Origin of the sequence: Bradyrhizobium sp. CCBAU 11386, assembly GCF_028128955.1 — a bacterium.
Taxonomy (GTDB): Bacteria; Pseudomonadota; Alphaproteobacteria; order Rhizobiales; family Xanthobacteraceae; genus Bradyrhizobium.
Genome location: NZ_LBKA01000261.1, coordinates 408,649 through 435,477 on the forward strand (window position 1 = coordinate 408,649; position 26,829 = coordinate 435,477).

The 26,829-nt window shown below is 64.1% G+C and carries 26 protein-coding genes and 1 pseudogene; 7 read left to right on the forward strand and 20 right to left on the reverse strand.

What is annotated here, in order from left to right; translation table 11 throughout:
- Position 1 precedes the first annotated feature (1 nt).
- The 13 genes and pseudogenes from XI09_RS45490 to XI09_RS45555 form a co-directional block, all read right to left on the reverse strand.
- Positions 2 to 910 carry a type II secretion system F family protein gene (locus XI09_RS45490; protein WP_271572776.1) on the reverse strand — a complete coding sequence of 303 codons (909 nt, stop codon included), beginning with the start codon at positions 908 to 910 and terminating at the stop codon, positions 2 to 4.
- Positions 907 to 1,839, reverse strand: coding sequence for a type II secretion system F family protein (locus XI09_RS45495; protein ID WP_271572777.1), 933 nt, complete (start codon positions 1,837 to 1,839; stop codon positions 907 to 909). Before XI09_RS45495 ends, XI09_RS45490 begins: the two co-directional genes overlap by 4 nt.
- The gene (locus XI09_RS45500) at positions 1,836 to 3,272 is read right to left on the reverse strand and encodes a CpaF family protein (protein WP_271572778.1); all 1,437 of its coding nucleotides are present in this window, start codon (positions 3,270 to 3,272) and stop codon (positions 1,836 to 1,838) included. The genes XI09_RS45495 and XI09_RS45500 overlap by 4 nt, the downstream gene beginning before the upstream one ends.
- The gene (locus tag XI09_RS45505) at positions 3,269 to 4,462 is read right to left on the reverse strand and encodes an AAA family ATPase (RefSeq protein ID WP_271572779.1); all 1,194 of its coding nucleotides are present in this window, start codon (positions 4,460 to 4,462) and stop codon (positions 3,269 to 3,271) included. The genes XI09_RS45500 and XI09_RS45505 overlap by 4 nt, the downstream gene beginning before the upstream one ends.
- The gene (cpaB, locus tag XI09_RS45510; RefSeq protein WP_271572780.1) at positions 4,462 to 5,385 is read right to left on the reverse strand and encodes a Flp pilus assembly protein CpaB; all 924 of its coding nucleotides are present in this window, start codon (positions 5,383 to 5,385) and stop codon (positions 4,462 to 4,464) included. Before cpaB ends, XI09_RS45505 begins: the two co-directional genes overlap by 1 nt.
- A 31-nt stretch (positions 5,386 to 5,416) precedes the next feature.
- Positions 5,417 to 5,923 carry an A24 family peptidase gene (locus XI09_RS45515; protein WP_271572781.1) on the reverse strand — a complete coding sequence of 169 codons (507 nt, stop codon included), beginning with the start codon at positions 5,921 to 5,923 and terminating at the stop codon, positions 5,417 to 5,419.
- Between the two features lie 62 nt (positions 5,924 to 5,985).
- The gene (locus XI09_RS45520) at positions 5,986 to 6,201 is read right to left on the reverse strand and encodes a Flp family type IVb pilin (RefSeq protein WP_333939217.1); all 216 of its coding nucleotides are present in this window, start codon (positions 6,199 to 6,201) and stop codon (positions 5,986 to 5,988) included.
- Positions 6,202 to 6,256: 55 nt separating this feature from the next.
- Positions 6,257 to 6,502, reverse strand: coding sequence for a Flp family type IVb pilin (locus XI09_RS45525; protein WP_333939218.1), 246 nt, complete (start codon positions 6,500 to 6,502; stop codon positions 6,257 to 6,259).
- A gap of 403 nt (positions 6,503 to 6,905) precedes the next feature.
- Positions 6,906 to 7,118: a hypothetical protein gene (locus XI09_RS45530; protein ID WP_271572782.1), complete on the reverse strand. Its 213-nt coding sequence runs from the start codon at positions 7,116 to 7,118 to the stop codon at positions 6,906 to 6,908.
- A gap of 216 nt (positions 7,119 to 7,334) precedes the next feature.
- Positions 7,335 to 7,680, reverse strand: a pseudogene (locus tag XI09_RS45540) (DUF2950 family protein); the annotation flags it as partial.
- Positions 7,681 to 7,712: 32 nt separating this feature from the next.
- Positions 7,713 to 8,153: a RidA family protein gene (locus XI09_RS45545; protein ID WP_271572783.1), complete on the reverse strand. Its 441-nt coding sequence runs from the start codon at positions 8,151 to 8,153 to the stop codon at positions 7,713 to 7,715.
- Between the two features lie 18 nt (positions 8,154 to 8,171).
- A complete protein-coding gene (locus XI09_RS45550) occupies positions 8,172 to 9,347 on the reverse strand; it encodes an acyl-CoA dehydrogenase family protein (RefSeq protein WP_271572784.1) in 1,176 nt (391 codons plus the stop codon).
- Positions 9,348 to 9,363: 16 nt separating this feature from the next.
- Positions 9,364 to 11,682, reverse strand: coding sequence for a bifunctional salicylyl-CoA 5-hydroxylase/oxidoreductase (locus XI09_RS45555; RefSeq protein ID WP_271572785.1), 2,319 nt, complete (start codon positions 11,680 to 11,682; stop codon positions 9,364 to 9,366).
- Between the two features lie 293 nt (positions 11,683 to 11,975).
- Here XI09_RS45555 and XI09_RS45560 point away from each other — a divergent pair, with 293 nt between their 5' ends.
- Entirely contained in the window at positions 11,976 to 12,482 is a 507-nt protein-coding gene (locus XI09_RS45560) for a MarR family winged helix-turn-helix transcriptional regulator (protein ID WP_271572786.1), read from the forward strand.
- Positions 12,483 to 12,495: 13 nt separating this feature from the next.
- On the opposite strand, the gene XI09_RS45565 is transcribed toward XI09_RS45560, so the two are convergent.
- From XI09_RS45565 to XI09_RS45595, 7 genes are read right to left on the reverse strand one after another with little or no spacing between them, the layout of a single operon-like run.
- Positions 12,496 to 14,154 (reverse strand): ATP-dependent acyl-CoA ligase, encoded by a 1,659-nt coding sequence (locus XI09_RS45565; RefSeq protein WP_271572787.1) that lies wholly within the window; start codon positions 14,152 to 14,154, stop codon positions 12,496 to 12,498.
- 15 nt (positions 14,155 to 14,169) lie between these two features.
- Complete coding sequence (locus XI09_RS45570; protein WP_271572788.1) at positions 14,170 to 15,327, reverse strand: ABC transporter substrate-binding protein; 1,158 nt, start codon at positions 15,325 to 15,327, stop codon at positions 14,170 to 14,172.
- A gap of 57 nt (positions 15,328 to 15,384) precedes the next feature.
- Complete coding sequence (locus tag XI09_RS45575; protein WP_271572789.1) at positions 15,385 to 16,167, reverse strand: cyclase family protein; 783 nt, start codon at positions 16,165 to 16,167, stop codon at positions 15,385 to 15,387.
- A gap of 34 nt (positions 16,168 to 16,201) precedes the next feature.
- A complete protein-coding gene (locus tag XI09_RS45580) occupies positions 16,202 to 17,443 on the reverse strand; it encodes an SDR family NAD(P)-dependent oxidoreductase (protein WP_271572790.1) in 1,242 nt (413 codons plus the stop codon).
- Positions 17,440 to 18,618, reverse strand: a complete 1,179-nt coding sequence (locus XI09_RS45585; protein ID WP_271572791.1) for a thiolase family protein — start codon at positions 18,616 to 18,618, stop codon at positions 17,440 to 17,442. The genes XI09_RS45580 and XI09_RS45585 overlap by 4 nt, the downstream gene beginning before the upstream one ends.
- 25 nt (positions 18,619 to 18,643) lie before the next feature.
- Complete coding sequence (locus tag XI09_RS45590; protein WP_038965977.1) at positions 18,644 to 19,072, reverse strand: organic hydroperoxide resistance protein; 429 nt, start codon at positions 19,070 to 19,072, stop codon at positions 18,644 to 18,646.
- A gap of 21 nt (positions 19,073 to 19,093) precedes the next feature.
- A complete protein-coding gene (locus XI09_RS45595; RefSeq protein WP_271572792.1) occupies positions 19,094 to 19,885 on the reverse strand; it encodes an aspartate/glutamate racemase family protein in 792 nt (263 codons plus the stop codon).
- A gap of 631 nt (positions 19,886 to 20,516) precedes the next feature.
- Here XI09_RS45595 and XI09_RS45600 point away from each other — a divergent pair.
- From XI09_RS45600 to XI09_RS45625, 6 genes are all read left to right on the forward strand, one after another.
- Positions 20,517 to 21,665, forward strand: a complete 1,149-nt coding sequence (locus XI09_RS45600) for an ABC transporter substrate-binding protein (RefSeq protein ID WP_271572793.1) — start codon at positions 20,517 to 20,519, stop codon at positions 21,663 to 21,665.
- A gap of 42 nt (positions 21,666 to 21,707) precedes the next feature.
- Complete coding sequence (locus XI09_RS45605) at positions 21,708 to 22,751, forward strand: branched-chain amino acid ABC transporter permease (protein ID WP_271572794.1); 1,044 nt, start codon at positions 21,708 to 21,710, stop codon at positions 22,749 to 22,751.
- Positions 22,748 to 24,517, forward strand: coding sequence for a branched-chain amino acid ABC transporter ATP-binding protein/permease (locus XI09_RS45610; protein ID WP_271572795.1), 1,770 nt, complete (start codon positions 22,748 to 22,750; stop codon positions 24,515 to 24,517). Before XI09_RS45605 ends, XI09_RS45610 begins: the two co-directional genes overlap by 4 nt.
- Complete coding sequence (locus tag XI09_RS45615) at positions 24,514 to 25,227, forward strand: ABC transporter ATP-binding protein (protein WP_271572796.1); 714 nt, start codon at positions 24,514 to 24,516, stop codon at positions 25,225 to 25,227. The genes XI09_RS45610 and XI09_RS45615 overlap by 4 nt, the downstream gene beginning before the upstream one ends.
- Positions 25,228 to 25,567: 340 nt before the next feature.
- Positions 25,568 to 25,912 carry a hypothetical protein gene (locus tag XI09_RS45620; protein WP_271572797.1) on the forward strand — a complete coding sequence of 115 codons (345 nt, stop codon included), beginning with the start codon at positions 25,568 to 25,570 and terminating at the stop codon, positions 25,910 to 25,912.
- A gap of 264 nt (positions 25,913 to 26,176) precedes the next feature.
- Positions 26,177 to 26,683 carry a peptidoglycan-binding domain-containing protein gene (locus tag XI09_RS45625; protein ID WP_271572798.1) on the forward strand — a complete coding sequence of 169 codons (507 nt, stop codon included), beginning with the start codon at positions 26,177 to 26,179 and terminating at the stop codon, positions 26,681 to 26,683.
- Positions 26,684 to 26,829 lie beyond the last annotated feature (146 nt).

The window sequence follows — 26,829 nt, forward strand, 5'->3', positions numbered from 1 at the left end:
CTTACTTACCGAGGTTGGAGAACGTACGGATAAGGTGCAGCAACGGACTTCCACCCATGATGACGAACATGGCCGGGAGCATGAACAACACCATCGGGACCGTCAGCTTGGCGCCCAGCTTGTGTGCTCTTTCTTCCAGCTTGGTAATGCGCTCGCGCCGGAGGTCTTCGGCGATGGTACGCAGGGCCTTGCTCAACGGCGTTCCGTACTGGAGGCTTTGGCTGACCATGGTGCCGAAGCGACGCAGGCCATCTGACGTCGCTCCCAGTTTCTCGAATGCGTCGCTGCGATTGGGCAAGATCCGGAGATCGTCAAGAAGGCCGAGCAAGACCCGGGACATGGCTGGATTGGTCTGGCTCAATTCTTCTGCCACACGCCCGAGCCCGCTCTCGAGGCCCATGCCCGCTTCGCTGCACACGATCAGCAGATCGATCATGTCCGGCGTGCCGAGCCGAACGGCAGCGTCGAATCGCCGTCGCAGCACCGACAGAATAAGCCGCGGCCCCATAATTCCGACCACCGCTGCGACGAGGGTGAGCGTCAGCACGTCATTCAGCGACCTCCCAAGAAGCTGTGCAGCGCAACCGGCAACGACCGGCAGCAGCAACATGCTGACTGTTTTGACACCGATCCAGATCGGCAAGGCGCGATGGTGATTGAAACCCGCCGACTGAAGGATCGCGCGCAGCTGATCCAGATTTTCCTCGGCGTAGAAGCGTCGATACCGCTTGCCGAGCGATGAAAGCCAACCGGACACGTCGTGGAAATGTGCCGACTGGGCAGGAAGGCCGATCACCGCATTCGACACCCGGGTTTCCAACGCACGAATGTGTACTTCACGGATGATCAACAGGGCGGCCGCAGTTGCGGCTGCTATGGCGAGGGCGACCACACTGAGACTAGAGGTCATAGCGTTGTCTCCCTTCTGATCATCCAGCGGATCACGAAGTGCCCGACAATCACTGAGACCACCGCGTAAGCCAGCATCTTGTTTCCGGTGGGATCGTAGAACAGCAGATCAACGGATTCCGGATTGATCCAGTACAGTATCCCGCCGATGACCAAGGGGGCGCCCGCAAGTGCGCGTGAGGAAAAGATCACCTCGGCAGCCAGCGCTTTCGCGCGAGCCGCCAGCGCAACGCGCTGATTCACGGTCTCGCCCAGGGTCTGCAAGGTTTCGGCCAGACCACCGCCCGATCTCATCTGGACAGCAAGTGTGACTGCGAACATCCCATACTCTGCGACTTGCGTTCGCCGATAGATGGCTTCCACGGCTTCCTCCGGAGGCCTCCCCAGACTCACCTCGCTGCATACGATTGCAAACTGCCCGGCCGTTGGTTGCGGCATCTCCCGAGCCACGGTGCGAAATGCCTCGGTGACAGGCAGCCCGGATCTGACCGTGCTTGTCACCAGCTGGACCGTGTCAGGCAATTGCCGGAACAGTTGATTGGCAAAGCTTCGTCGCTGCCATCCGAACAGACCGCGTACGACCATGATGGCCGCAATTGCAGCTGCGATCGACACGTAGAGGATAGGAAAATCCAGCAGCGTGTTGCCATAGAAGACTGCCGCTGCGGCGGCGACACCGGCAACCACGACATAGGCCGGGTGCCAATCGTAAGTTATCTCAGGGTTGTAATTGACGAAGCGCTGGAGAAACTGCCTCTTTGATCCCGCCTGCGACCGACGAATAGAGGGCAGGCTGGCCGAATGCGCGGCCGGCAGAGCGATCGCGAGCTGGCGATCGAAGCGCCTTTGCCGGGCGTCAAGCCACAGCGACGCGCATGCCGCGCCCATCAGGAGCGCCAGAACGGTGACGATCACGAACGGCGATATCATATCTGCCTCATCGCCTCAGCCCAGGCTCGATCAAGCCCGTAATAGACCAGACGGCTCTGGAATTTCGGGACTGCGTGGGTGGACTTGTAGATGCCCGATATCCTCCCGTGCACATCCTCGTCCTTGTATTCGAAGGCGGCGATGTCATTGGTCGTGATCACGTCGCCTTCGAGGCCGATCACCTCGCTGATTTGGATGATGCGACGCTGGCCATCCCGCATGCGCTCGACCTGGACGATGATGTCCAGCGCCGCGACGATCTGAGACCGGATCGCCCGGGACGGCAGGTTGACCTGCCCCATCTGCACCATGTTTTCGATGCGGGTCAGGGCGTCTCTGGCGCTGTTGGCATGCACCGTGGAGATCGAGCCATCATGACCGGTGTTCATCGCTTGCAGCATGTCGAACGCTTCGGCGCCGCGCACCTCGCCGACGACGATCCGGTCAGGACGCATCCGCAGCGCGTTCCATAGCAGATCGCGTTGGGTCACCTGCCCCGTGCCTTCGAGGCTGGGCGGGCGCGTCTCCAGGCTGATCACGTGCGGCTGTTGAAGCTGCAACTCTGCCGCATCCTCGATTGTCACGACGCGCTCGCTGTGATCGATGAACTGGCTCATCGCGTTCAACAGCGTCGTCTTGCCCGAACCGGTACCGCCCGAGACCAGAACGTTGAGCCGGGACCGAGCGGCAATCTCCAGCACTTGCCCGATCGACGCGGTCATGGATCCGTTTTCGACCATTCCGGCGATATTCAGACGGCGGCTCGGAAACTTCCGGATCGAAATGCAGGGGCTGTGGATCGCCAGCGGCGGAAGGATGATGTTGACCCGGCTGCCGTCCGGCAAGCGGCAGTCCACCATCGGACTGGATTCGTCGACGCGCCGGCCGACCTGCGCGGCAATTTTCTGCGCCACCGATGTGATGTGATCATTGTCGCGAAATCGCACCGCGACCCGCTCCAGCTTGCCGCTGCGCTCGACATAGACGTTACTGGGTCCGTTGATCATGATATCGTTGATCGATTGATCCAGCAGAAGCGGACGGAGCGGCCCATAGCCGGTCATATCATCCGCGATTTCGTCCGCCAGCAGAAGCTGCTCGCGACCCGACAGTTCGAGGCGTTCCTCGTTGGCGATTCCGTGGATGATTTCCTCGATCTGCCGCCGAAGCACATCGCGCGAAACCGTTGCGGCCGCCGACGGCTCGATTTCCGCGATGACCCGTTCGCGTAGCGAGGCCGACATGAGAGGGTGTGCAGAAGCTTCGTCCCGCCTTGGCGTCGACGCAGGTGCGCTTGTCGTTGCCAGGCTCGGCGCAGATGCCGGCAAGGGCGGCGGAGACGCGGGCGGGCTCGGCGCAGGTGCGCTCGGGCCTGGCATGAGTGAAGGCAAACGAGCTGTCGTGTCGTCTACACGCCGACCAAATTTCTTCATAGCCCGAGCAGCCTCCGCAGACGTCCCTTTCGCTCGGCGCCGACGCCGGTGATCTCGCGGACAATCGGGGCGAGGTGGCGTCGCAGTCCCGACACGTGCTTCAGCGCCGGAATTCCAAGATTGACCGCCTGGGTCATCCCCTTCCCGAGATCGGGAACCACCATGTCGGGCTCTGCCCCCAGAGCCTTGACAATCGTCGCCCTCGGAAGCCCCCCGGCACGATCGGCGCGGTTGAGCAGGGTAAAGACCCGATCCTTGCCGGCGATGTTGGTGACGGCGGTGCGCAGCGCATGGGCATTGCGCAGTCCGGTTACCTCGGCTTCCAGCAGCACCAGCACGTGACGCGACTGAGTGATCACCGGATGGATCGATGGCGGGAACGGGACCGGCATATCGACAACGATGTAGTTGAAGCGTTGGCGGAGCAGACCCAGCACGTGCCTTACTCCCGCCTCGGTGATGTCCAGCTGCGCATCCAGCTCCTCATCGGCGGAGATCAGACAAACCCGCTCGTTGACCTCGATTGCCGCGCGTTCGAGGAACAACGTGTCCGCCCGCATCGGGTTTTCCAGAGCGATGCGCAGCCCAGGGCCAGGCTGAACACCCAGCATCACCGCCGTCTCGCCGCCTTGCAGATGCAGGTCGAGCAGCGCGACCTTGGCCTTGGTGGTCTCGGCCAGTTGCAGCGCGAGGTTGATGGCGATGCTGGTTGCTCCGGCGCCGCCCTGCGCCCCGCAGATCGAGATCACATGTCCGCCACGATCGGCTTGAGCAGGCGCCACGTCGCCGAGCAGCTTCGGGCGCAGTTGATCCAGCACCATGTCCCGTGTGAGCGGCCTCGGGAGATACTCCGTCAAGCCGGTCTCCATGAGCTCGCGGTAGAAGGTGATCTCCCTGCTCTCGCCGATCAGAGCCACCCGGACATCGGGCGGACAGACGCCGGCCAGCCTCTCCAGCTCGGTGAACGGGTCATCGACGCCGCTGATGTCGGTCACCAACGCGGATAGGTTGGTGTCGGTCTCGAGCATCCGTATGGCATGGCGGATCGTGCCGCGCCTGATCGACAAGTTGCTTCCTTCGAGGCCCTTGCGCAAAGCGACGGCACTATCTTCGTCATTTACAAAGCAGACGATCCGGTCGCGCGTGACGACAGATGCAGCTTCAGGCGGACTGGCAATGGCAATGTTCATCAACGTTTCTCCGGCAACTGACCCGCGTACCCGATCGTCGTTGCAGTCGGCCGGGCGACTGCCGGCGACCCACAGCCGGCCATGTCGATGTCGACGTCCTGCTTCCTGACCGCGTATTTCTTGACCTCACCGCCGGAATGGATCGCCACCGACGTGGTCTGGCCGGCAATCGCATCCTGGCGGGCAAGCTCCGGCGACACATCGCAACTGGACATCGCGCCAGTGTCCGCCCTATCCCACTGCTCGACTGCTGCACGCACGGCCAGCGAGAGCGTTCCGAGCTGCTTTGCAACTGCGATCTTCTTGACCTGCTCTGCCGTGAGCTCCAGCGATACGGTTTGCGCAAGCTTGCCGGCCACCGCGCCGGTGGCTCGCCCGCCTTGCGCAATCTCCTGGTCAATCGCGATGACCCGTACATTGCGCAGGACGGTCTCGCTCAGGGCGCGACGCGCGGGTTCGGCCTTGTCGAACAGCTGGGTCAACTGGACATCGACATAGTCGCCCGGCCTGATCAGGCCCGCGACGCCGGATTCCTCGTCGACCTTGATGCTGATAGCACGGCTATCCGGCGCCAGAACGCTGGCGAGGAAACCTCGATCCCGGGGACGCAATATGTCCTGCAAAGTGACCGGACTGCCGGTGTCGACGAACTTGCGAACCAGAGAGCCGGGAAGTCCGATCTTGGTGTCGGCGGACTCAAGGATCGCTCCTGCCGGCACGCGATCCGGCGACACCGAGCGCACCACGAAATCTTCCTCGCGGGCCAACGTGCCTTTCGATAGCGGACGTGCCGCTACAAAATAGCCGACAGTCGGAGGCACCGCCGGGGGCGCCTGCTCCACAACAGCCACCGGAATCTGTTTTGGCTGGTTCATGTCGTACGCAATCAGCCCGAACGCGGCGGTTGCGAGCAGGAACACCATGATGATCGAAACTCGCAGAGCGGATGACATCTCAGAATCCTTTGCTGAAAATGACCCAGATACCGCCGCTCGCGATGGCAACACCGTAAGGAAGCGGCGCATGTCGCAAATGGCGCCAACGCTCAACCGCATAGATGCGGCGCACGAGCGACGATCCGGCGGGCGCCAGGGCGGGATATGGCAGGAGACGCATCATCAGATGCATCAGGGCGAGAACACCGCCGGCCAGCGCGGTAACGCTCAACAACTGGATGACGCTCGGCAACGGAAGTCCAATTGCCAGGGCCACCAGCAACTTGACATCGCCGCCACCCATCCAGCCCCGCGCGTAGATGGCAAACAGCAGCAGAAACAGGATCGCAGCGACGATCAGTGATTCCGCAACTTGCATCGGGCTGGCCAGCTGACCGGCGATCCCGAGAACCGCCAGCGCCACGCAGATCTCATTGCTGATCAATCGTGTCGCCACGTCGATCGTTGCGACATAGAGCAACAACAGGATTTCCAGAAACGCGACTGTGGGAACGATCCAGTTCATGGAATGCACGCCTACAAATCAAAACGTTGAAGGGGGGCACGATCGAGTGCCCCCCTTGGGAATTAGCCAGCCGCGACCGCCGTGGTGATAGCCGTGCTGATCGCACCGATGGCGGTGGTCAGCGCCGTCTGAAGAGCTCCACCACTGCCGAAGACAATGGAAACCACGGCGATGATGCAGGCCGCAACGATGAGGTATTCGAACGACACCACACCGTCGCGGTCCGCCCGCAGACGCTTCAGCGCTTCCGCGGTCTTGATGCAATGCTCCAACAACATGGGTGAAAATCCCTTCTTTCAGAGTGGAGGCACAACCCGGTGCCCCCTCAGGGGATTAACCGGCTGCGACGGCGGTCGTGAGAGCCGTGCTGATCGCGCCGATGGCGGTGGTCAGCGCCGTCTGAAGAGCGCCACCCTTACCGAAGGCAATGGACACGACGGCGATAATGCAAGCCGCGACGATGAGGTATTCGAACGACACGACGCCGTCCTGGTCCTTGCGCAGACGCTTCAACGCTTCCGTGGTCTTGATGTAATAACGCAGCATAGGAGAAACCCCTTCTATTAAGGTGAAAGACATCGCAACGTTCGTTGGCGAAAAACTCCTGCCACCAACCAAGTCCAGTTATAGTGTCCGGCCTGAAGGTTTCTCGTGCTCCATGGAGTGGTGATGCGGAAAAAAGGGGGTACTCCTCGCTCGATTAACCATTTCGCTGAGCGGCCGGCGTTCGGTCGACGCGCGACAACACGCTGGCGCTTCCCGAGCGCTCAGCCATCGTGGGCCTGACGATGCACAGCGTTGTCGACCGCAGAGAAAAGCGTCGAGGGGTTGGATGCGATCGCGGACTGAGGGCGCTATTCAGCCGCCACTGTCGGTGCGCTCTATTCTATCGATCGGCCGAATCCGGCCATTCTCGACCTTGGATAGCGGACAACATCGAGATGACCAATCGCCGGCACTTCACATGAAGCACGGACAGCAGCTAGCGCACGCATTGGCGGACGTAATAACCGTTGACCCGTATCCACTGGCAGGGGCTTGGCGGAGGCTCCTTGATGATGGTGTAGCCGTGGTAGTCAATGTTCGTTGGTGCGGTCAGGCCGCGCCAGAACACCGCGTTCGCGCTGGACGAGCTCAGGGTCATCGCTGCCGAGAAACAGGCCAGGGCGACACAGAATGGAAAGAGTGTTCGCATCAGCGTCTTCCGGTTTGGAATTGCTTACCGTAGCTCGCTTATCCTGACTGGTCCCAGAGACGCTCGCAAGTCCGATCGCGCCATTTCGCGAAATGTGATCCGGTTTTGCGCAGGAGTGGCGAAACACCATTTCAGAACCGCCTCACCTCATCGAAATCGCGATTGTGCTGAGATTGGCGGCGAATTCCAAGCCCGCCTTGGGACCTTGCAGCACGACGCGATCAGGGCGAAACCACCGATCATCTTGCCCTTGACGACGTAGTTGAGAGCACCGCCGGGCGCATCCGACCCCTGCCCCCTTCAGGATACGGAAATTGTATCCATGATACGGGCTCGGCCCTATGCTTCGGGCCTTATAGCCTTCGGCTGAGGCGTTCGCCGCCAGTGCACCGAGTGGGCTCGGGTCGCTTTCGTCGCGCCAGAACAGGCGATCCTTCTTGCCCGGGCTGCTGACGAAGCGTTGCGCGTAGACGCCCACGCCCTCACCACGATCCTTGTCGGCATATTCATTCTGCGCATCGACATAGGCGAGCGCAGTCTGGATCGCGTCAAGCTGCCGGCGCATCGCCGGGCCCACGTCGAACGAGCACTCCTTCAGCGCGGAACGACAGCCGTCGCTTCAATCTCGACGCGCGCTGCCGGTTCGACAAGACGCACGACCTGAACGAGCGCCATGCTCGGATAGTGGGTGCCGATCACCTCGCGATAGGCTTTGCCGAGCGCCTTGAGATTGGAGACGTATTCGTCCATGTCCACGACATACCAGGTCAGACGAACCAGATGATCCGGCCTCGCGCCGCCTTCGGCCAGGATCGCGACGATGTTTTCGAGCGCCTGGCGGACCTGCGCAACAAATCCTTCGCCAAACCGGCCTGAAACGTCCCAGCCAACGACGCCGCCGGTCACGACGAGGCGCCCGTCGGCCATCATGCCGTTCGCATATCCCTTTGGCTGCGGCCAGCCACCGGGCTGGAGGACCTGCAAACCATTCGCCGTGTCGGGCGCCGCTGCGCCCGGCTGTCTCGTCACACTCATCGGCTTCTCTCTATCGTCTCAGCGCGATTTCAGTAAATCACGCGCCACAATCAGTTTCTGGACCTCGGTCGCGCCCTCGTAGATGCGCAACGCCCGGATTTCGCGGTAGAGGCTTTCGACCACCTCACCCTTGCGCACGCCGCGTCCGCCGAACATCTGGACCGCGCGATCGATGACGCGCTGTGCGGTCTCGGTCGCCGTCAGCTTCGCCATGGCAGCTTCGCGCGTCGTCGGAAGCTTCTGGACATCGCGGCGCCAGGCTGCGCGATAGGTCAGGAGCGCGGCGGCATCGGTGTCGGTCGCCATGTCGCCGAGCGCAGCCTGGGTCAATTGGAGATCTCCCAGCGTCGCGCCGAACATGCGCCGGCTGCGCGCGTGCGACAGCGCCTCGTCGAGCGCCCGCCGGGCGAAGCCGAGGCCGGCGGCCGCGACCGATGCGCGAAAAATGTCCAGCGTCTGCATCGCCAGCTTGAACCCGCCGCCCGGCGCGCCGAGGCGACGGCTCGCCGGGATCCGGCAATTGGCAAAGCGCAACGTCGCCAGCGGATGCGGCGCGATGACGTCGATGCGCTCGGCGATGCCGAAGCCGGGATCATCGGGAAAGACGACGAAGGCCGAGATGCCGCGGGCGCCCGGCGCCTCGCCGGTTCGCGCGAACAGCGTGTAGACGTCGGCAATGCCGCCGTTGGAGATCCAGGTCTTCTCGCCGTCGATGACGTAGTCGTTGCCGTCGGCGCGCGCCGTGCAGGACATCGCCGCGACGTCCGATCCCGCCTCCTTCTCGGACAGCGCGAAGGCCGCAAGCCATTCGCCGGAGCGAACCTTCGGCAGCACGGCCTTGCGCAGCTCGGCCGAACCGCCGAGCGCGATCGCGCCGGAGCCGAGCCCCTGCATGGCGAAGGCGAAATCGGCGAGGCCGTCGGCATAGGCGAGCGACTCGCGCGACAGGCAGATCGAGCGGGACTCGATCGTCGTCGCATCGCCGTCGGGCGCCGCGACCGCGCAATCGAGCAGGCCCACCTCGCCCATCGCGCGCACCAGCTTGCGGCAGGCGCCGTCGACACTGTGATCGATTGTGTCGAGCGCCCCCGACTGCACGAAGCGGTCGAGCCGCTCGCCGATCGTGTGATGGCGCGGTTCGAAGAACGGCCAGTCCACCCAGTCACGCTTGATGACCTTTGCCACGACGCTCATCTGATCCCTCCTCCGCTCACTGCGCGCTAGCTGCCGCGGCGCGCGCCAGATTGCTTTCGTATTGCCCCTTGGCGGACAGATACTGCTTCGGCCAACTGACCGACGTGATGCCGATGCGGGCGGCTTCGTGCAGCGTCCAGGCCGGGTCGGCCAGATGCGGCCGCGCAATGGCGCAGAGGTCGGCGCGGCCGGCCGCGAGGATCGAGTTGGCGTGATCGGCCTCGGAGATCGCGCCGACCGCAATGGTCTCGATGCCGACCTCGTTGCGGATCAGGTCGGCGAACGGCGTCTGGAACAGGCGTCCATAGACCGGCCGTTCCTCCTTCCAGACCTGCCCCGACGAACAATCGATCACGTCCGCCCCCGTCTCCTTGAACATCGCGGCGAAGATCGCCGCATCGGCTGGAATGTTGCCGCCTTCGGTCCAGTCATGGCAGGACAGACGCACCGACATCGGCCGATCGGACGGCCACACCGCGCGCATCGCCTTGAACACCTCCAGCGGAAAGCGCGCGCGGTTCTCGTGGCTGCCGCCGTATTCGTCCGTGCGCCGGTTGGTCAGCGGCGATAGGAAGCTCGACAGCAGATAGCCGTGCGCGCAATGGAGTTCGAGCCACTCGACGCCGGCCGCCGCCGCACGATGTGTCGCCGCGACGAAATCGTCGCGCACGCGGTCCATGTCGCTGCGGTCCATCGCCCGCGGCAACTGGCTGTGGGGCAGATACGGCAAGGCCGACGCGGAGATCAGAGGCCATTCACCGGATTCAAGGGGTTGATCGATCCCTTCCCAGGGCACTCTGGTCGCGCCCTTGCGCCCGGCATGGCCGAGCTGAATCCCGACCTTGGCATGCCCGACGCCGTGGACGAGCTCGACCAGGCGGCGCCATTGCTCGGCTTGCGCATCGTTCCAGAGCCCGAGGCAACCCGGCGTGATCCGCGCATCCGGCGAAACGCAGGTCATCTCGGCAAAGATCAGCGCAGCGCCACCCATGGCACGCGCGCCGAGATGGGCGATGTGGAAGTCGTTGATGAGCCCGTCCTCAGCCGAATACATCGCCATCGGCGACACCATGATGCGGTTCGCGAGCGAAAGGCCGCGCACGCGGTGCGGTGTCAGCATCGGCGGCGGCCCCCGCTCGCCGTCCTTCACGGCGATGCCCGAGCGCGCGGCGAACCAGCGCTCAAACCCTTCCAGCCAGGTGCGGTCGCGCAGACGAAGGTTTTCGTGGCTGATGCGCTGGGAGCGCGTCAGCATCGAATAGAAGAATTGCGGCGGCTCGAGCGTATCGGCATAGCGCCGGCCGACCACCTCGAACCATTCCATGGCGTTGCGCGCCGCGTTCTGGATGCGCGCGACGTCGACGCGGCGCACCTCCTCATACGCCTCCAGCACGGTTTCGATGCCGGCGCGATCGTGACCATGGCGATCGAACTGGTTGGCGAGCTCGATGGCGTCGTCGAGCGCGAGCTTGGTACCCGACCCGATCGCGAAATGCGCGGTGTGCGCGGCATCTCCCATCAGCACGACATGAGACTTGCCGTTGAACACGCTCCATTTGCCGCAGATCAGGCGGCTGAAATTGAGCCAGGCCGAACCGCGCAGATGACGGGCGTTGGTCAGGAGCTTCGCGCCATCGAGCGTCTCGGCGAAGATCTTTTCGCAGAAATCGATCGAGGCCTGCTGATCGAGCTCGCCAAGCCCGTGGGCGTTGTAGGCTTCTTCCGTGGTCTCGACGATGAAGGTCGAAGTCTCCGCGTCAAACTTGTAGATGTGCGCCTGGAACCAGCCGTGCTCGGTCCTCTGAAAATCGAACGTGAAGGCGTCGAACGCCTTCTTGGTGCCGAGCCAGATGTAGCGGTTCGGCCGGATCACCATGTCGGGCTGGAATTGCTCGGCATAGCGGGCGCGGATTCTGGAATTGACGCCGTCGCAGGCGACGATCAGGTCGGCGTCGGGAAATTCGAGATCGGACTCGACGTCGCGCTCGAAGACGAGCTCGACACCCAGCGCCTCGCAGCGCCTCTGAAGAATGTTGAGCAGATGTTTGCGCCCGATACCGATGAAGCCATGGCCGGTCGTGCGCTGGCGCGTGCCCTTGAAGACGAGCTCGATATCGTCCCAGTGATTGAAGGCGTCCTCGATCTCGGTCGCGCTCTCGGGGTCGGCAAGGCGCATCGCGGACATCATGGCATCGGAGAACACGACCCCCCAGCCGAACGTATCGTAGGGCTTGTTGCGCTCGACGACCGTGATGACGTGCTCCGGATGCCGGCGCTTCATCAGCAGGCCCAGATAGAGACCCGCCGGGCCGCCGCCGATACAGACTATGCGCATGATCCCTCGCTTTCGCGCACCGCGCCGTGGGCCTGAGCTCTCGCTCGAATTATTTTAAGCATAAAGTATTTTGTCGGCACGGGCCTTGTCAAGGTGGGTTCTGCATGGAGCCTGGGCGACGCGCCCGGCGCCACAGCGGCAATCTTGAGATACAATGCAAAGTGGACCCACGGCAGAGCCGATTCCCAGGCACCCGGGCTCAGCCTTGAATTTACTTTTGGCACGAACTATCTTGCTGGTGTCCACGAGAGCTGCGCCAGCTTTCATCAGGCCACGAAGCCCGGGAGATTCGATTGGCACTCGCGAAGGAGTCGACGCCTGTTTCAGCGAGGAATGGGGCGGATCAGGAAGCCGAGTACAGGGCTCAAACGCGAGTTTGGCTCCGGCTACTCGCCTGCACGACCCTGATCGAGGGCGAGCTGCGGCGCCGCTTTCGCGAAGAGTTCGATTTCACGATGCCCCGCTTCGATGTTCTCGCCCAGCTCGACCGCGAACCGAGCGGGCTTGTGCTGGGAGAGCTGCCCAAGCGCCTGATGGTCTCGGCCGGGAACCTCACGCCGATCGTGGACCGCCTGGTCGCGGATGGATACATCACCCGCACGGCGTCGAAGCTCGACCGCCGCGTGCAGATCGTCTGCATGACGGTCGAAGGCCGCAAGACCTTCAGGCGAATGGCCAAGAGCCACGGCGCGTGGCTCGCCGAGCTGCTGGCCGATTTCCCGGCGGACCGGTTCGACGGATTGATCGGCGAGCTCGACGACCTCAAGGGCGCCGTCAAGGACGCGCTGCAAAAACCCTGAGCGGACGCGACGGTTAGCGTCGCAACCTCACTCCGGCCGCCTCGCGATCCCATGTGTCCGTGGTGACGCCCGCCTCGCGCAGCACGCCCTTCTTGATCTTGCCGTTCTCAGTCAACGGCATCTGGCTCAGAAAGCGCACATAACGCGGGATGGCGAAATAGGCGATCTGCCCTTCGCAATGCCTGACGATGTCGACAGGCGCCAGCGATTGGCCAGGTTCCAGCAGGATCGCAGCCGCAACCTCGTCCTCTCCCAACTCCGACGGCAGCGGGTAGATCGCGCAAGCGGCGACCGCGGGATGGGACTGGATGGTCTGCTCGACCTCCCAGGAGGATACGTTCTCGCCACGCCTGCGGATCGAATCCTTCATGCGGTCGATGAAGCGATGTTGACCGTCAGCATCCCGGACGACCCGATCGCCCGAGTGGAACCACAGATTTCGCCACGCCTCGACCGTCTTCTCCGGCATGCCGAAATAGCCGGTGGCGAAAGCAAAGGGCTCTTTTGCGCGAAGCACGAGCTCCCCGGCCTGTCCGTCAGGAAGCGCCGAATCATTCTCGTCGACGATCCGCGCCTCGATCCCGTCGGCGAGATAGCCCATCGTCCCCGGCCGATCGGATGGGATCGTGCCTGCAAACACGAAATTGGTCTCGGTCGATCCGTAGCCGTCGACCAGCGGCACGCCAAACCGCTCCAGGAACGGACCGTGGATTTGCGGCGGCACGCCGCCGCCAAGCGCGACGCGAAGACGATGCGTCGAATCGTTCGCATTCTTCGGCTGCGCCAGCAGCATCGACGCCATCGCGCCGAGCAGATAGCCGACCGTCGCATTGTGCCGTCGCGCGGCGGCCCAGAAGCCGGTGGCGGAGAATTTCGGCTCCAGCACGTAGGTGCATCCGTTCAGGAGCGCCTGATAGAACGCATTCAGCGCGTTGGTGTGGAACAGCGGCAGTGTCGTGAACAGCACATCGCCCTCGCGGATGCCGAGCGCCCGCGCCGAATAGATGCCCCACCAGAACAGTTGCGCCTGCGGACAACACACACCCTTTGCAGGCCCCGTGGTGCCCGATGTGTAGAGGATCGCAACGGTGTCGCCGGGACGCACGGCACTCGCCGGGGCCGCGGCTCCGAGCGCCGGCAATGGTAACGCGGAAAGCCCGGCATCGACCGCCCCGCCGGCAGCTCCGACGATCCAGGTCCGAGGCGGCAGCTCGACACCCACCTCGACACTCTCGATCGCGACCACGAACTGAGCCTCGACGACAAGGAGCGCGGGACGCGAGTTGCGGAAGATGTGGGAGAGCTGGAAGCCGCGGAGCGCTGTATTGATCGGGACTGCGATGGCCCCGAGCCACGCACAGCCGAGATAGACCTGCAGAAACTCCGGACGGTTCGAGCACATCAGCGCAACCCGATCGCCCGGCTTGATCCCCGCATCGACGAGCGCCTGGGCCGACGCGGCGGCGATCGCCGCGGTCTGCGCAAAGGTCCAGCGCGTCTCACCCGCGACCAGCAGGACGCGATCGCCATAGCGTTCTGCCTGCCGCGTGAGGATGGTGGAAAGGATCCGCTCCGACGGTCGAAACGACGTCACCGCGCGCGCCCAGGCCGGCGTCGCGTTCTCCTGTCCAGCCGCTGCGCCGGCGTTCGCCGGCGCCTCGTTTTCCGTCACGATCGTGCTTCCGCCTCAGGGCAACAGCTTGTATTTGCCGTCCTCGATCTGGACCAGGATGCGCGAGCGATCGTCGACGCCATGCCGATCCGCTGACGTATAGGTGTAGACCGCTTGCGTCCCCACGACCTCCTTGGTGGCGAACAACGCCTGGCGCAGCGCGCTGCGGAATTCCGGCGAGCCGGGCTTGGCACCGGTCGCCATCGCACGCTTGGCGGCATCGACAAGGACCACCCAGCCATCGAAGGAGTAGGAGGAGAACGAGTCGGTCGGCATCTCGCCGTTCGCCTTCTCATAGGCCGCCCGGTAGGCCAAGGCGACCTTCTGAATCGGATTGCCCGCCGGAAGCTGTTCAGCCGCGATCACCGGCCCGGTCGGGCAGATGATGCCATTGGCGGTCTTGCCGGCGAGGCGCAGGAAGTCGGCGCTGATCATTCCATTGTTACCGTAGAGCGGTCCGTTGTACCCGCGCTCGGACAAGGCAATGGCGGGCAGCGCGCCCGGCGTTCCGGTGCCACCCAGCATGATGGCATCGGGACGCGCCGCAAGCGCGCGCAGCACCTGTGCGGTCACCGACGAATCGGACCTGGCGTAGCGCTCGTTGGCGATGACCTTGATGTCCGCCGCCTTGGCGCTCTGTGACAGCGAATCATACAAGAGGTCGCCGAGCGCATCCGAGAACCCGATGAAGGCAACCGTCTTCAATCCGTGCGCCTTCATGTGGTCGACGATGCCCCGGACCAGAAGCGGCATTGGCTGCGGCGTCTGCACGACCCAGGGTCCGCCCTCGCCGTCCGGAACGGATGCGATCGGGGAGACTGCGATCATCGGCACTTTCATCTCGATCGCGGCGGTCGCCATCGCCAGGGTTTGCGGCGCGCCCGACGTTCCGATCAGGATATCGACCTTCTCCTGCTCGACAAGCTTGCGCGCGTTGCGCGCCGAGGCGGTGGCATCGGACGCGTCGTCGAGTTGGATGACGCGGACTTTCTCCCCGCCGATCTCGCCGACATAGGCCTCTCCCGCCGCGATCCCCTTCGCGTTCGGAATGCCGATCGAGGATACCGGCCCGCTGAGACCGGTGACGAAGCCGACGAGGATATCGGCTTGCGCAATGTGCGGTACGGCAAGAAGCAACGCAGTGGAGGCCAGCAGGCTCTTGATCAAGTTCATGGCACCTGTCCTTCGTAAGAATGTCTTGTTCCGATTGGCAAGCGCCATGGATTCGGTTCAGTTCGACGAAACCAGCGCGATGACGCGAAGCGGACTGCCGGAGCCGTTCTGGATCTTCAGTGGCGAAGCCACGATGACGGCCCCGGTGGCCGGAAGCCGATCCAGGTTGCACAGGCATTGCAGACCGTAGCGGCCCGCGCCGTGGAGGAAGTGATGCGCGGGATAAGGCGGCTCGAAATGCCCGGCCTGCCCCGCGTCCGTGCCGATGGTCTCGGTGCCAAACCCGATAACGCCGCGCTCCTCCACCAGCCACTTCATGACATCAGGGTTCGGGCCCGGCGTGTGCGCGCCGTCATCCCTGAGATTGGAGTAGTCGCGCCAGCCCTTCTTCGACCAGTCGGTCCTGAGCAACACCCAGTTCCGCTCGGGGATCCGGCCGTGCTTGGCTTCCCAGGCTTCGACAAGCGGGATGGTCAGCAGGAAATCGGGATCCTGCGCCGCCTGCGCGGAGCAGTCGATGACGCAGGCCGGCGCGATCATGTCCTTGGCCGGCATCGTGTCGACGGCATTGTTCGGCAGGTTCTTGCCGGTGAACCAGTGAATCGGCGCATCGAAATGCGTGCCGGTGTGTTCGCCGAACGTGACATTGTTCCAGTACCAGGCCGGACCGCGACCGTCGTATCGCGAGATTTCCTGGATGCGGACCGGCGCCGCCTGGCCGAACTCCGGCGGTAGCACGATGACCGGAAAGTCCGGACTGAGCGTGAAGGTCAGATCGACGACGCGCACCGCGCCGGAAGAAATCGCACCCGCCAGCTCCAGGAGATTGTTGCTTTGCATCGTCACGTCCTCCGGCTTGGTTGAAATCTCGATGTCACCTGTCGAGCTCGCGTTCGAGCGCTTTCGGATTGGCCGCGAGACGTTGCCGGATCTCTTCGGCGACATCTCCGACATACATCTCCTCGAGCCCGCCTCTCAGCCCCGATACGATCGCCTGCGCGACGGCGCGCGGCGCGACCTTCGGCGGCGGCACGGTCTGGAACCATTCGGTGTCGACAGGCCCGGTGAACAGATTCATCACCTTGACGCCACCGGGTCTGAGCTCGGCACGAAGGCAGTGCGAGAGCGACAGACACGCCGCTTGCGAGGCCGAGTAGGCACCAAAGGCAGGCCAGTTCGCCAGCGCATAGACCGAGAGAATGTTGACCCACGCGGCGCTGTTATTGATGCCATCGGCCCCCCGCATCCGCATGGCAGGGCCAAAGGCCTGCGCGAGGTTGATGAAGCCGAGATAGGCCTGGTCGATCTCGTCGCGCGCGATGCTCGTGCCCCTGCGGTCGAGCAGGCCGCCCGGCCGCACATATTCCGTCGTGTTGACGAGGATATCGACCTTGCCGCCGATGTCGGCGGCGAGATCAGCCGCGGATTTTTCGTCGGCTGCATCAAGCGTAACGATTTCGATCCCGTCCTGACCGCGCAGCAGCTTCTCGCCAGCGAAAGGCCGCCATGGTTCGGCAACACCGACGAAGACCGTCTTGGCGCCTGCCGCCTTCAATGCAGCGACGGCTTCCTGGCCGATCACGCTGCGGCCGTTGGTCACGAGCACGCGCCGGAATTTCGGATCGGCCGTCATTTCCCGCCACTGCTTGTCGTCTGCCATGTTGGGAGTCTCCCCCTCGGGATGGGCAAAGGCCACCGCCTGACCGCTCTTGTCGAGTTGAAACGACATGCGGACGGGCGCGCCTTCCGCGGCGTCGGCATGGAGATGTGCGACGATCGTCGGGCCGCAGTCCATCTTGACGAGGCCGATGCGCCAGGGCGCCCGTTCGCGGAAATAGACGTCGCTCGGCACGCGTGCCGTCGTATCCGCGAGAAGGACGCCTCGTCGTGGCGCATCGGCGAACGCGAGGCTGGCCGACAGGCAAGTCGGACAAGCCTCCCGCGCGGGATAGGCGAAGGCACCGCAGGCATCACACCGCTGCAGCATGAAGCGGCCTTCGGCGGCTGCCCGCGTGAACCCATGCGACGTTCTGCTGCGCGGTCGCGGCGGCGAGGCTGGCAGCCGCGTCCGCAGCAGCGGGTTCTTGCGCCGGGGCGGCTTGATCGGCTCTGTCATCGCGACGGCCCTGCAAAGATCGCGGCGCCCGAGGCGAGACCGCGGTCGTAATTGATCATACCGAACCCCGAGGCCAGGGCGAGGTTCGCATTCCTGACCTGGGTGGGGCCTGCAGTCCCCAGGACCTGCCGCAGCCCTTCGACGAGACCGAGATAGGCGCCGGCCGCGCCGGCCTGCCCGGCCGAGAGTTGTCCGCCCGACGTGTTATGCGGAAAGTCGCCATCGATGGTGAGATCGTGCTGGCGCACGAACTCGGCACCCTCCCCCTTCTTGCAGAAGCCGAGATCCTCGAACTGCATCATCGTGATGACCGGATAATCGTCGTAGGTCTGCACGATATCGAGATCGTCAGGCTTCACGCCGGCCATCTCATAGAGCTCGCCGATGTCCATCGCCCAGCCGCCGCGTACCTGCATCGGATCGTCGGCGAAGGCGTTGTGCCGCTCGATTGTCGACAGCAGCCGCGCCGCAGGCAGCTCGAGCGACGCCGCAGTATCTTCGCGCATGACGAGGAACGCTTCCGCGCCGGCGCAGGGCATCACGCAGTCGAACAGGTGGATCGGATCGGAGATCGGCCGGGCCGCGAGATACTGTTCGAGCGTCAACGGTGCCTTCATCAATGCGTGCGGATTGCGCAGCGCATTGGCGCGCTGGGCGACCGCGATCCTGCCGACATCCTCCCGCGTGACGCCGAAGGTGCGCATATAGTTGCGCGCGATCAGCGCGAAGCTCGCATTGGCGCCGCCCGCGCCATAGGGATAGACGGCATCCTGGTTGAAGCGCGAGAAGTTCTCCAGCGTCAGCCGGAAGGAATCGACGTGGTTGGTGTCACCCGCCACGCACGCGACGATGTCGGCGTCACGAGCCTGAACCGCGCGCGCCGCCTTTCGCAAGGCGGCGATGGCGCTGGCGCCACCGAGCGGGATCGTATCCAGCCATCGCACGCAGAGCCCGAAGTGCTGCGTCAATCCGATCCCGCTGTCAGTCCCCATGGTGAAGCTGGAGACGCACAGACCGTCGATGTCGGAGGCCTTGATGCCGACCTGCGCGACGAGCGCGCTGAGCGCACGGCCGATCCACCACTGTGCGCTTTCGATGGAGTAGCGCACATAGGGAATCGTGACGGGAGCCGCAATCACGACGCCGTCGTACGGTGTGCGTAAGGAATTGGTCACCGACCGCCCGCCTCGTTCATCCGCCTCAGACCACCGTCAGTTTCACGGCAATATTGCCGCGGGTTGCGTTCGAATAGGGGCAACGCTCGTGCGCGCCGGCGACGACCTCTTCGGCCACAGATTTCTCGACACCCGGCAAGTTGACTTTCAGTTCAACGGCGAGCGCATATCCGACGGGGACCGGCCCCATCGCAACCTTCGCGGTCACCGAGGGCTCGGCGGATGGCGCAACCTTCCGGGTGCGCGCGACGAGTTTGACCGCACCGAGAAAGCACGCGGCGTAGCCGGCCGCAAAGAGCTGCTCGGGATTGGTGCCCTCGCCGCCGGGGCCGCCCAGCGATTTCGGCACGGACAGCAAGACCGACAGCCGATCGTCAGTGCTGGCCGCCTTGCCATCCCGACCTCCGGTCGCCGTCACCTCGGTCTCGTACAGGATCTTTTCGGGAGTCATCATGGCTTGTTCTCCAAGGCTAGTTCACCGCGACTGGCCGCTGTTGCGGGCGAGCAGCGCGCGGAAATCGTCGCGCGCCTGGGCGCTGGCCCGCTTGAAGCTCGGCCCGCGGCTGGGCTCGGTGCCATTGAGCTTCCGGAGCTGCACCCACATCTCGGCACTCTTCAGGGCCACCGCCGCGCAGTTGACCACGGGCGCGTGGCCGATCTTCAGGCCATGCTCCCTGCCGATCAGGAGGCCCGGCAGCACACCGGCGGGGATCACGACGTCGGCGCCGCGCTCGAGCAGCGGGCGCGCGGAGGCAACAAAATCCTCGATCATGCGGGCTTGCGCGGCCTGATCTCCAGCGAACGCATCGGCGAAATCCGCCGGCTTGCAGCCAAGGCCGGTCACGTGGACCACGCGATCGCCGAGACCGTAACGCTCGGCCTGCTCGTAGTGCCAGACCTCGAAGACGGGATCGAGCGTCACAAGGCCTAATCGCCGGCCGAGCTGCGAGGCCGCCAGCAACGTCGCCTCGCCGGTCCCGATCACGGGAATGTCGAGCGCCGAGCGCAGCTCGTAGAGTCCGGGATCCTGGAAATGCCCCATGACGAAGGCGTCGAACCCGCCCTCCTCGGCCGCGATGCCGTTGTCGATCGCCTGGACGGCGCAGCGCAATTCCGCAAGCCGTCCGAACTCCCGGTCCGGCGGCGAAATGCCCTCGACATGAACCGTCGTTCCGGATGCAGCGATGTTGTTGAGGTACTCCGACAGCCGCGCCATGTAGGGCGCGTTCACGCTCGCATCAACGAAGCTCTGCCAGAAGATGCGCATCGTCCTTCTCCTCAAGCGGTGATCGGAGGATCGGTCGTCGGCTGCCGATGAATATATTTCAATCATAAACTAATTCACGCGTCAAATGCGCGCCGCGGCGCCGACGACGGGCACCGTCACGGCAAGGCAGGCAGGGCCTTTTCGTCCGGTCGAACGGCAAAGAAGCGCCGCGCTCTGGCGAAATTGTATGCAACGACATTTTTTTCTGACAGCACCGTGACACGTGTTGACGGCCCCACCGATAATACTTTAGGCTTTAAGTAATTCCTCGCCGGTCATGGACCGGTGGCCATGACAATGATGTTGCAGGGCACCGATTTTGAGAGACTCGATCGTGTGGACAGTCGCCGTGCTCGAACAGCCGGCAGCAGCAGCACCGCCGGTCGCGCACCGCGGCAGGGCCAACGATCTTTCATTGCTTCAGAAAAGGACCGCCCGCATTCGCCGATGGGCTCGTTGTTCGAACGGCAACCGGGGCCATGGCTGCTGACGCCCGCCCGAGCAAACTCTCTTCGGCCGCGCCCGGGATTTGGCGCTGCAGCAATGCTTTCAATCGGTTCGTTCGTCGTTCGGGCTCCCCGCGCGGCGGCATCAAAGCATTCCTATCCAGCATCAACGGAGGAGAACGCAAATGCGCAAGATTCTGAGCCTACTTGCACTTGTCGCCGGCGTCTTGGCAGCCCCGGCTGCGCAGGCCGACATCACGATCGGCTTCGTCACCTCGCTCAGCGGCAACGGCTCGTCGATCGGAATCCCCTATGGGCGCGGCATCAACGCCGCCTATGAATACAAGAAGACCATCAGCGGCGAGACCATTCGCCTGATCCAGCTCGACGACGGCTCCGACCCGTCGGCCGCGACCCGTAATGCGCGCAAACTGGTGGAGGAAGAGAAGGTGGACCTCCTGATCGGTACCGCGACGGCCCCCTCGACCATCGCCATGGCGGCGGTGGCGAGCGAGCTGAAGGTGCCGATGATCGCGGTCTCGCCGATCGCCAAGTTGCCTGATACGCCGGAGCAGTGGGTGGTCTCGGTGCCGCAGCCGGCTTCGCTGCTCGTCAAGATCATCGCCGATCGCATGAAGCGCGATGGCATGAAGAACATCGGCTATATCGGCTTCTCCGATGCCTGGGGCGACCTCGTCTACAACGGCGCCAAGGCGGCCGAGACGACCGATGGCATCAAACTCCAGAGCAACGAGCGCTACGCTCGCACCGACACCTCGGTGACCGCGCAGATCCTCAAGGTGATGGCGGCGCGGCCGGACGCCGTACTGGACGGCGGCTCGGGCACCCAAGGCGCGCTGCCTCTGCTCAGCCTCGCCGAACGCGGCTTCAAGGGAAACACCTACGGTACCGTCGCGCTGGTCAATCCGGACTTCGTCAACGTCGGCGGCAAGGCGGCCGACGGCATTCAGGTCTCCGCAGGTCCCGTGATCGTCGCCGAGCAGCTTCCCGAGGAGCACTTTGCCAAGAAGATCGCGCTGGATTTCCGCAGCGTCTACCAGAAGACCCATAACATCCCGACCACGGACGGCTTCTCCGCCTACTCCTTCGACGCCTGGCTGATCTTCGCTAACGCCGCAGAGCGCGCGCTCAAGACCGCCAAGCCCGGAACGGCGGAATTCCGCGCGGCGCTGCGGGACGCGGTCCTCAGCACCAAGGAGCTGGCGGGCGTGCATGCCGTCTACAACTTCAGGCCCGGTGCGGTGACCGGCGTCGACGAGCGCTCGCTCGTCGTGGTGCGCCTGACCGGAGGCGCCTGGAAGTACGCGCCGTAGTCAGAAGGCGGCAGACAGTCAGAACGGGGGAACGACGTCTCAATGACGAGTGACATCGCAGCCATTCTTGCGATCGACGGGATCGCCACCGGCGCAGTCTATGCGCTGGTGGCGATCGGGACCGTCCTCATCTTCACGGTGACCCGGGTCATCTTCATTCCCTTTGGCGACATCGCCGCGTTCACCGCGCTGACGCTGGCGGCCCTCGATGCGAAGCGCTTTCCGGGCACGGGGGCGCTGGTGGTCATCCTGGCCTGCCTTGCGACCATGATCGAGATCATCTCGCTGGTACGCGCCGGCGAGACCCGCCTCCTGCCGCGCGCGCTCTTCTTCTACCTCGCGCTTCCGGTGGCCGTGGTTGGCCTCGCCTGGCTGACGATGCGCGCCGATCCTCCGCTCGCCGTCAGGCTCGTGCTTGCCTTGATGCTGATCACGCCGATCGCCCCGCTGCTGGATCGGATCGTCTTCCGCCCCATCGCGGACGGAACGGTGCTGTTGCTCCTGACGGTCTCGGTCGCGCTGCATTTCGCGCTGGTCGGCCTGGGGCTGCTGTTCTTCGGGCCTGAAGGCGTCAGAACCGAACCGCTGACGTCGTTGTCGACCGAGTTAGCCGGCGTGCTGGTCTCGGGCCAGACCATGCTGATCGTGATCGCGGCGCTCGTCTTCAGCGGTCTGCTCTTTCTCTTCTTCGACTTCACGCTGGTCGGAAAATCGCTGCGCGCCACCGCCGTGAACCGGACCGGCTCCCGCCTGATGGGAATACGGCCCGCCCGCGCCGGCACGATCGCCTACCTGCTGGGCTCGCTGATGGCCGGCGTATCGGGCATCCTGATCGCGCCGGTCAACACCGTGTTCTACGATTCCGGCTTCCTGATCGGCCTCAAGGCCTTCGTCGGCGCCATCGTCGGCGGCATGACCAGCTATCCCGGCGCGGCGATCGGGGCCGTCGGCGTCGGCATCCTCGAGAGCTTCGCATCCTTCGAGAGCAGCGCGCTGAAGGACGTCATCGTGTTCTCGCTTCTGATCCCGATCCTGATCTGGCGATCGCTCGCCTCGCTGCATTCCGAGGAGGAGATCGAGGAATGACGCGCTTCCAAATTCAGCTTGCGGCAATGGCGGCGCTGGCGTGTCTGGCGGTAGCCCCCTTCGTGCTCAGTCCGTTCAGCATCACGCTGATGAACTACATCGGCATCTATTCGCTGGTCGCCATTGGCCTTGCCCTGCTCACCGGCGTCGGCGGCATCGTGTCGTTCGGACAGGCCGCGTTCGTCGGCGTCGCGGCCTATGCAACGGCCTGGGTCTCCGCGCTGAACGGGTACTCCCCGTGGCTCGGCCTCCTGTTCGGCGTGGCGCTGACCTGCTCCGTCGCGTCCATCCTCGGCGTCGTCACTTTGCGGCTTCAGGGCCATTTCCTCTCGCTCTCGACCGTCGCATGGGGCCTCGCGATCGGCTTCCTGTTCGGCAATGTCGACGGGCTTGGCCGCTTCAACGGCATCTCGTCGATCCCGCCGATCAGCATCGGATCGATCGCGCTGGTCTCGAGCGCGCAGATCTATTTCCTGATCTGGGGCATCGTCGCTGCCGTCCTGCTGCTCGGATATAATTTGCTGGACTCCCGGCTCGGCCGCGCCATGCGCGCGCTCCGCGGCGGCAACACGCTGGTCGAGAGCCTCGGCATCAACGCCTTCCAGATCAAGCTCGTGACCTTCGTGATCGCGGCCTTCCTGGCCTCGCTCTCCGGCTGGCTCTACGCCCATATGAGCCGCTTCATCAGCCCTGGCCCGTTCGATGCCGGCATGGGCATCGAATATCTGATGATGTCGATGGTCGGCGGTGCCGGCAGCCTTCTCGGCGGCGTCGTGGGCGCCGCCGTCGTCACCCTGCTCAAGAACAGCGTGCAGGATTATCTGCCGCTGATCGCCAAGGGCGCCTCCGGGCAGCTCGAGATCGTCGCCTTCTCCGCATTGTTCATCCTGTTCCTGCAATGGGCGCGGCAGGGCATCGTGCCGTTCGTTGCGCGCTTTCTGCCGAAGGTCCAGCGCGAACGGCCACTCCCGGCACCGCCCCTGCCCCGCCGCGCGCAGCCCACTCCCGGCGAACTGCTTCTGAAGGTCGATGGGGCCGAGCGGCGGTTCGGCGGCCTCGTCGCCGTCAACAATGTCAGCTTCGAGGTGCGGTCCGGCGAGATCCTTGCCGTCATCGGTCCGAACGGCGCCGGTAAGAGCACGATGTTCAACTGCCTGACCGGCGCGCTCCGGGTCAATAAGGGCGAGATCGTCTTTGCGGGACGCCCCATCACGCGCGACGCGCAATCCCGCATCGCCAAGGCCGGGATCGCGCGGACCTTCCAGCATGTGAAGCTGCGGCCGCGCATGAGCCTGCTCGAAAACGTCATGCTCGGCACCTATGCCCGCACGAGCACCGGCCTGTTCGCCAGCGCCTTCCGCCTCAACCAGCGCGAGGAGGCCAGCGCGCGGCACGAGGCCATGATGCAGCTCGAGCGCGTCGGGCTCGGCGAGAAACCGTTCGAGCTCGCAGGCAATCTGCCGCTCGGCAATCAGCGCATCCTGGAGATCGCCCGTGCGCTCGCCGCGGACCCGGCGCTACTGGTGCTGGACGAGCCGGCGGCCGGCCTTCGCCGCCAGGAGAAGCTCCGGCTTGCGGAGCTGCTCCGCTCGCTGCGGTCGGACCACCTGACCATCCTGATCGTCGAGCACGACATGGAATTCGTGATGTCGCTGGTCGACCGCATCGTCGTGCTCGATTTCGGCTCAAAGCTCTGCGAAGGCGCTCCAGCGGCGATCCGCAGCGACGAGCGGGTTCAAGAGGCCTATCTTGGAGGCGTCGCGTGAGCGAGATGTTTTCGATGACCGGCGTGACCGTCTGCTACGACAATGTCGAAGCAGTCCGCAACGTCTCGCTGTCGGTCGAGGAAGGGCAGATCGTCACCGTCATCGGCCCCAACGGCGCCGGCAAGACCACGCTGCTGATGGCCGCCATCGGGCTCCTCGCATCGCGCGGCCGCCTGGTGTTTCAGGGCAACGAGATCGGCAAGATGTCCGTCGAGGACCGCGTCGAGCGCCGGCTGTGCCTCGTCCCGGAAAAGCGCGAGCTGTTCTCCGACATGTCGGTCGCCGACAACCTGCTCCTCGGCTCCTACAGCCTGCGCGACCGCTCGGGCGTCCAGAAGACGCTGGACGAGGTCTATGATCGCTTCCCCCGGCTGAAGGAGCGGCAGCGCCAAGCCGCCGGCACACTCTCCGGCGGCGAGCGCCAGATGCTCGCGCTCGGCCGCGCGCTGATGGCCAAGCCGAAGCTTCTGATGCTGGACGAACCCAGCCTCGGCCTCGCGCCGCTGATCGTGCGCGAGATCTTCCGCACCATCGCGTCGCTGCGCGACCTCGGCGTGTCGATCCTGCTGGTCGAGCAGAACGCCCGTGCCGCACTGGAGACGGCCGACTACGGCTACGTGCTCGAGACCGGCGAGGTGGTGCAGTCAGGCCCCGCCAAGGATCTCATCCATGATCCCCGGCTGATCACGGCCTATCTCGGCGGGCACTAGGACCGGCCCTTGCAGGCCGCAAAACAAAAAAGTCGAAAAACAACCCCATGCACAGTAGCCGGTGACAGCGATATCAATGGCTTAATCGTCGTCAATTACGGATTTTACGAAATCGGCTTGATCCGTCGGGCAAAACAGTGGCATGATGCCATCATCGCCGCGCTCGCCCTGGTCGTTGGCTGGGCGGGCGCCGTGCTGATCCGGGGGCAACGATGCGCGACACGCGGGACCGCTGGCGTCTATCCTCGATGCTCCTGGCGGTCTCCGGCATTCTGTTGGTCGGTGTCGGCATCTACTTCCTGTTCCTCCCCCTCCATTGCTGCCGGAGGACATCCGGTACATGAGCCTCACCCCGGCCGAATTGCAGTCGGTCGGGCCCAGACTGACGTCATGGCTGACCCACGTCTTTCGCGTCATGGGTGGCTACGTGGCGGCTACGGGAGCGCTCGCGCTCACCTTGGTCGCGACGTCCTTCCGCGGCCATCACCCCGTGGCTGCGGTCGGTGCCGGGGTTGCTGGCGGGCTTTCGATTGGGTTGATGGCCGCCGTCAACTTCATGATCCATTCGGATTTCAAATGGGTGCTGCTCGGCATGGCGCTCGTCTGGGGGACGAGCATTGCAACGTTCGTCCGCGAGTCTGCCCTTGCTTCGAAGGCCGCGACCGAGCCGGGTACGAAACCCTGACCTACGTCAAGACCTGAACGGCCCGTCCATCCGACGATCGCGTCCCTGTCCTTCTTGTCGGGCAGTCCCAGCGCAACGCCGTGCAACAATCGACGCCCGCGAAGGAACAAGTGCCCCCTGTAACAGTTGCCAGCGACGGAACCCGGAGTTGACCTTTGATTTAGACACCACCCGAAATTCGAATGTCACAGCGGTGCATTTGAACCGATACAGGTGTTCAACGCGAAATCATTGCGAGACTCAAGATCAGCGAAGGATATGCCATTGCGTGTCTTCATCCTCGCATTATCAGTCTTGGGACTTTTCTTGGGAATTCTCGTCGGTGCAAATGCTGCCGCAGCCGGTCCGAGCACGACCGACCGCGAGCTGATCGCATCCGTCGATCCGGCGATCGTTACCGGTGAGGCAACTCAGCAAACCGAAGATCAGATCGGCCTCAACAAGGGAAAGCGTCGCGACGTACAGCGCCGGCTGACCGGTCTCGGTTTCGACATCAAGGTCAACGGACGGTTCGACGGGTCGACCCGCGCCGTCATCACGCGCTGGCAGGCGGCACGCGGCTATCCCAGGACTGGCTTCCTAGACCCGCTGCAGCATCAGGCGTTACTGGCCGAGTCCTCCTCGGCGGCGCATGCCGGCTTCAGCGGCAGCGACAAATCCGATGACGATCGTTCGGCCCGTCGTCGCACGGGTGCTCACCATCAGCACAGTGGAGGCGGTCCCGGTGGACTGATTGGCGGCGTGGTGGGGGGACTGTTCGGACGCAGGTGACCCAGAAGGCGGCGCGGTACGTTAGCTCCGCCGACCAATCTGAATTTGAGGACGATGCGTAAGGTTTGGCTATGCCGAACTCTGACTTGCTTTTGGACCATTCATCTACGCTGATCCAAGGAATGTTGATTTCACGCACTCCACTT

Excerpts from the sequence above, each read along its gene's own strand:
- XI09_RS45505 (WP_271572779.1), bottom strand. The coding sequence starts at position 4,462 with ATGAACATTGCCATTGCCAGTCCGCCTGAAGCTGCATCTGTCGTCACG.
- XI09_RS45610 (WP_271572795.1), top strand. The coding sequence starts at position 22,748 with ATGACGCGCTTCCAAATTCAGCTTGCGGCAATGGCGGCGCTGGCGTGT.
- XI09_RS45555 (WP_271572785.1), bottom strand. The coding sequence starts at position 11,682 with ATGCGCATAGTCTGTATCGGCGGCGGCCCGGCGGGTCTCTATCTGGGC.
- XI09_RS45490 (WP_271572776.1), bottom strand. The coding sequence starts at position 910 with ATGACCTCTAGTCTCAGTGTGGTCGCCCTCGCCATAGCAGCCGCAACT.
- XI09_RS45575 (WP_271572789.1), bottom strand. The coding sequence starts at position 16,167 with ATGCAAAGCAACAATCTCCTGGAGCTGGCGGGTGCGATTTCTTCCGGC.
- XI09_RS45590 (WP_038965977.1), bottom strand. The coding sequence starts at position 19,072 with ATGATGACTCCCGAAAAGATCCTGTACGAGACCGAGGTGACGGCGACC.
- XI09_RS45605 (WP_271572794.1), top strand. The coding sequence starts at position 21,708 with ATGACGAGTGACATCGCAGCCATTCTTGCGATCGACGGGATCGCCACC.
- XI09_RS45600 (WP_271572793.1), top strand. The coding sequence starts at position 20,517 with ATGCGCAAGATTCTGAGCCTACTTGCACTTGTCGCCGGCGTCTTGGCA.
- XI09_RS45570 (WP_271572788.1), bottom strand. The coding sequence starts at position 15,327 with ATGAACTTGATCAAGAGCCTGCTGGCCTCCACTGCGTTGCTTCTTGCC.
- XI09_RS45550 (WP_271572784.1), bottom strand. The coding sequence starts at position 9,347 with ATGAGCGTCGTGGCAAAGGTCATCAAGCGTGACTGGGTGGACTGGCCG.
- XI09_RS45545 (WP_271572783.1), bottom strand. The coding sequence starts at position 8,153 with ATGAGTGTGACGAGACAGCCGGGCGCAGCGGCGCCCGACACGGCGAAT.
- XI09_RS45525 (WP_333939218.1), bottom strand. The coding sequence starts at position 6,502 with ATGTCTTTCACCTTAATAGAAGGGGTTTCTCCTATGCTGCGTTATTAC.
- cpaB (WP_271572780.1), bottom strand. The coding sequence starts at position 5,385 with ATGGTGTTCCTGCTCGCAACCGCCGCGTTCGGGCTGATTGCGTACGAC.
- XI09_RS45495 (WP_271572777.1), bottom strand. The coding sequence starts at position 1,839 with ATGATATCGCCGTTCGTGATCGTCACCGTTCTGGCGCTCCTGATGGGC.
- XI09_RS45520 (WP_333939217.1), bottom strand. The coding sequence starts at position 6,201 with ATGTTGTTGGAGCATTGCATCAAGACCGCGGAAGCGCTGAAGCGTCTG.
- XI09_RS45580 (WP_271572790.1), bottom strand. The coding sequence starts at position 17,443 with ATGACAGAGCCGATCAAGCCGCCCCGGCGCAAGAACCCGCTGCTGCGG.
- XI09_RS45620 (WP_271572797.1), top strand. The coding sequence starts at position 25,568 with ATGAGCCTCACCCCGGCCGAATTGCAGTCGGTCGGGCCCAGACTGACG.
- XI09_RS45530 (WP_271572782.1), bottom strand. The coding sequence starts at position 7,118 with ATGCGAACACTCTTTCCATTCTGTGTCGCCCTGGCCTGTTTCTCGGCA.
- XI09_RS45500 (WP_271572778.1), bottom strand. The coding sequence starts at position 3,272 with ATGAAGAAATTTGGTCGGCGTGTAGACGACACGACAGCTCGTTTGCCT.
- XI09_RS45595 (WP_271572792.1), bottom strand. The coding sequence starts at position 19,885 with ATGCGCATCTTCTGGCAGAGCTTCGTTGATGCGAGCGTGAACGCGCCC.
- XI09_RS45515 (WP_271572781.1), bottom strand. The coding sequence starts at position 5,923 with ATGAACTGGATCGTTCCCACAGTCGCGTTTCTGGAAATCCTGTTGTTG.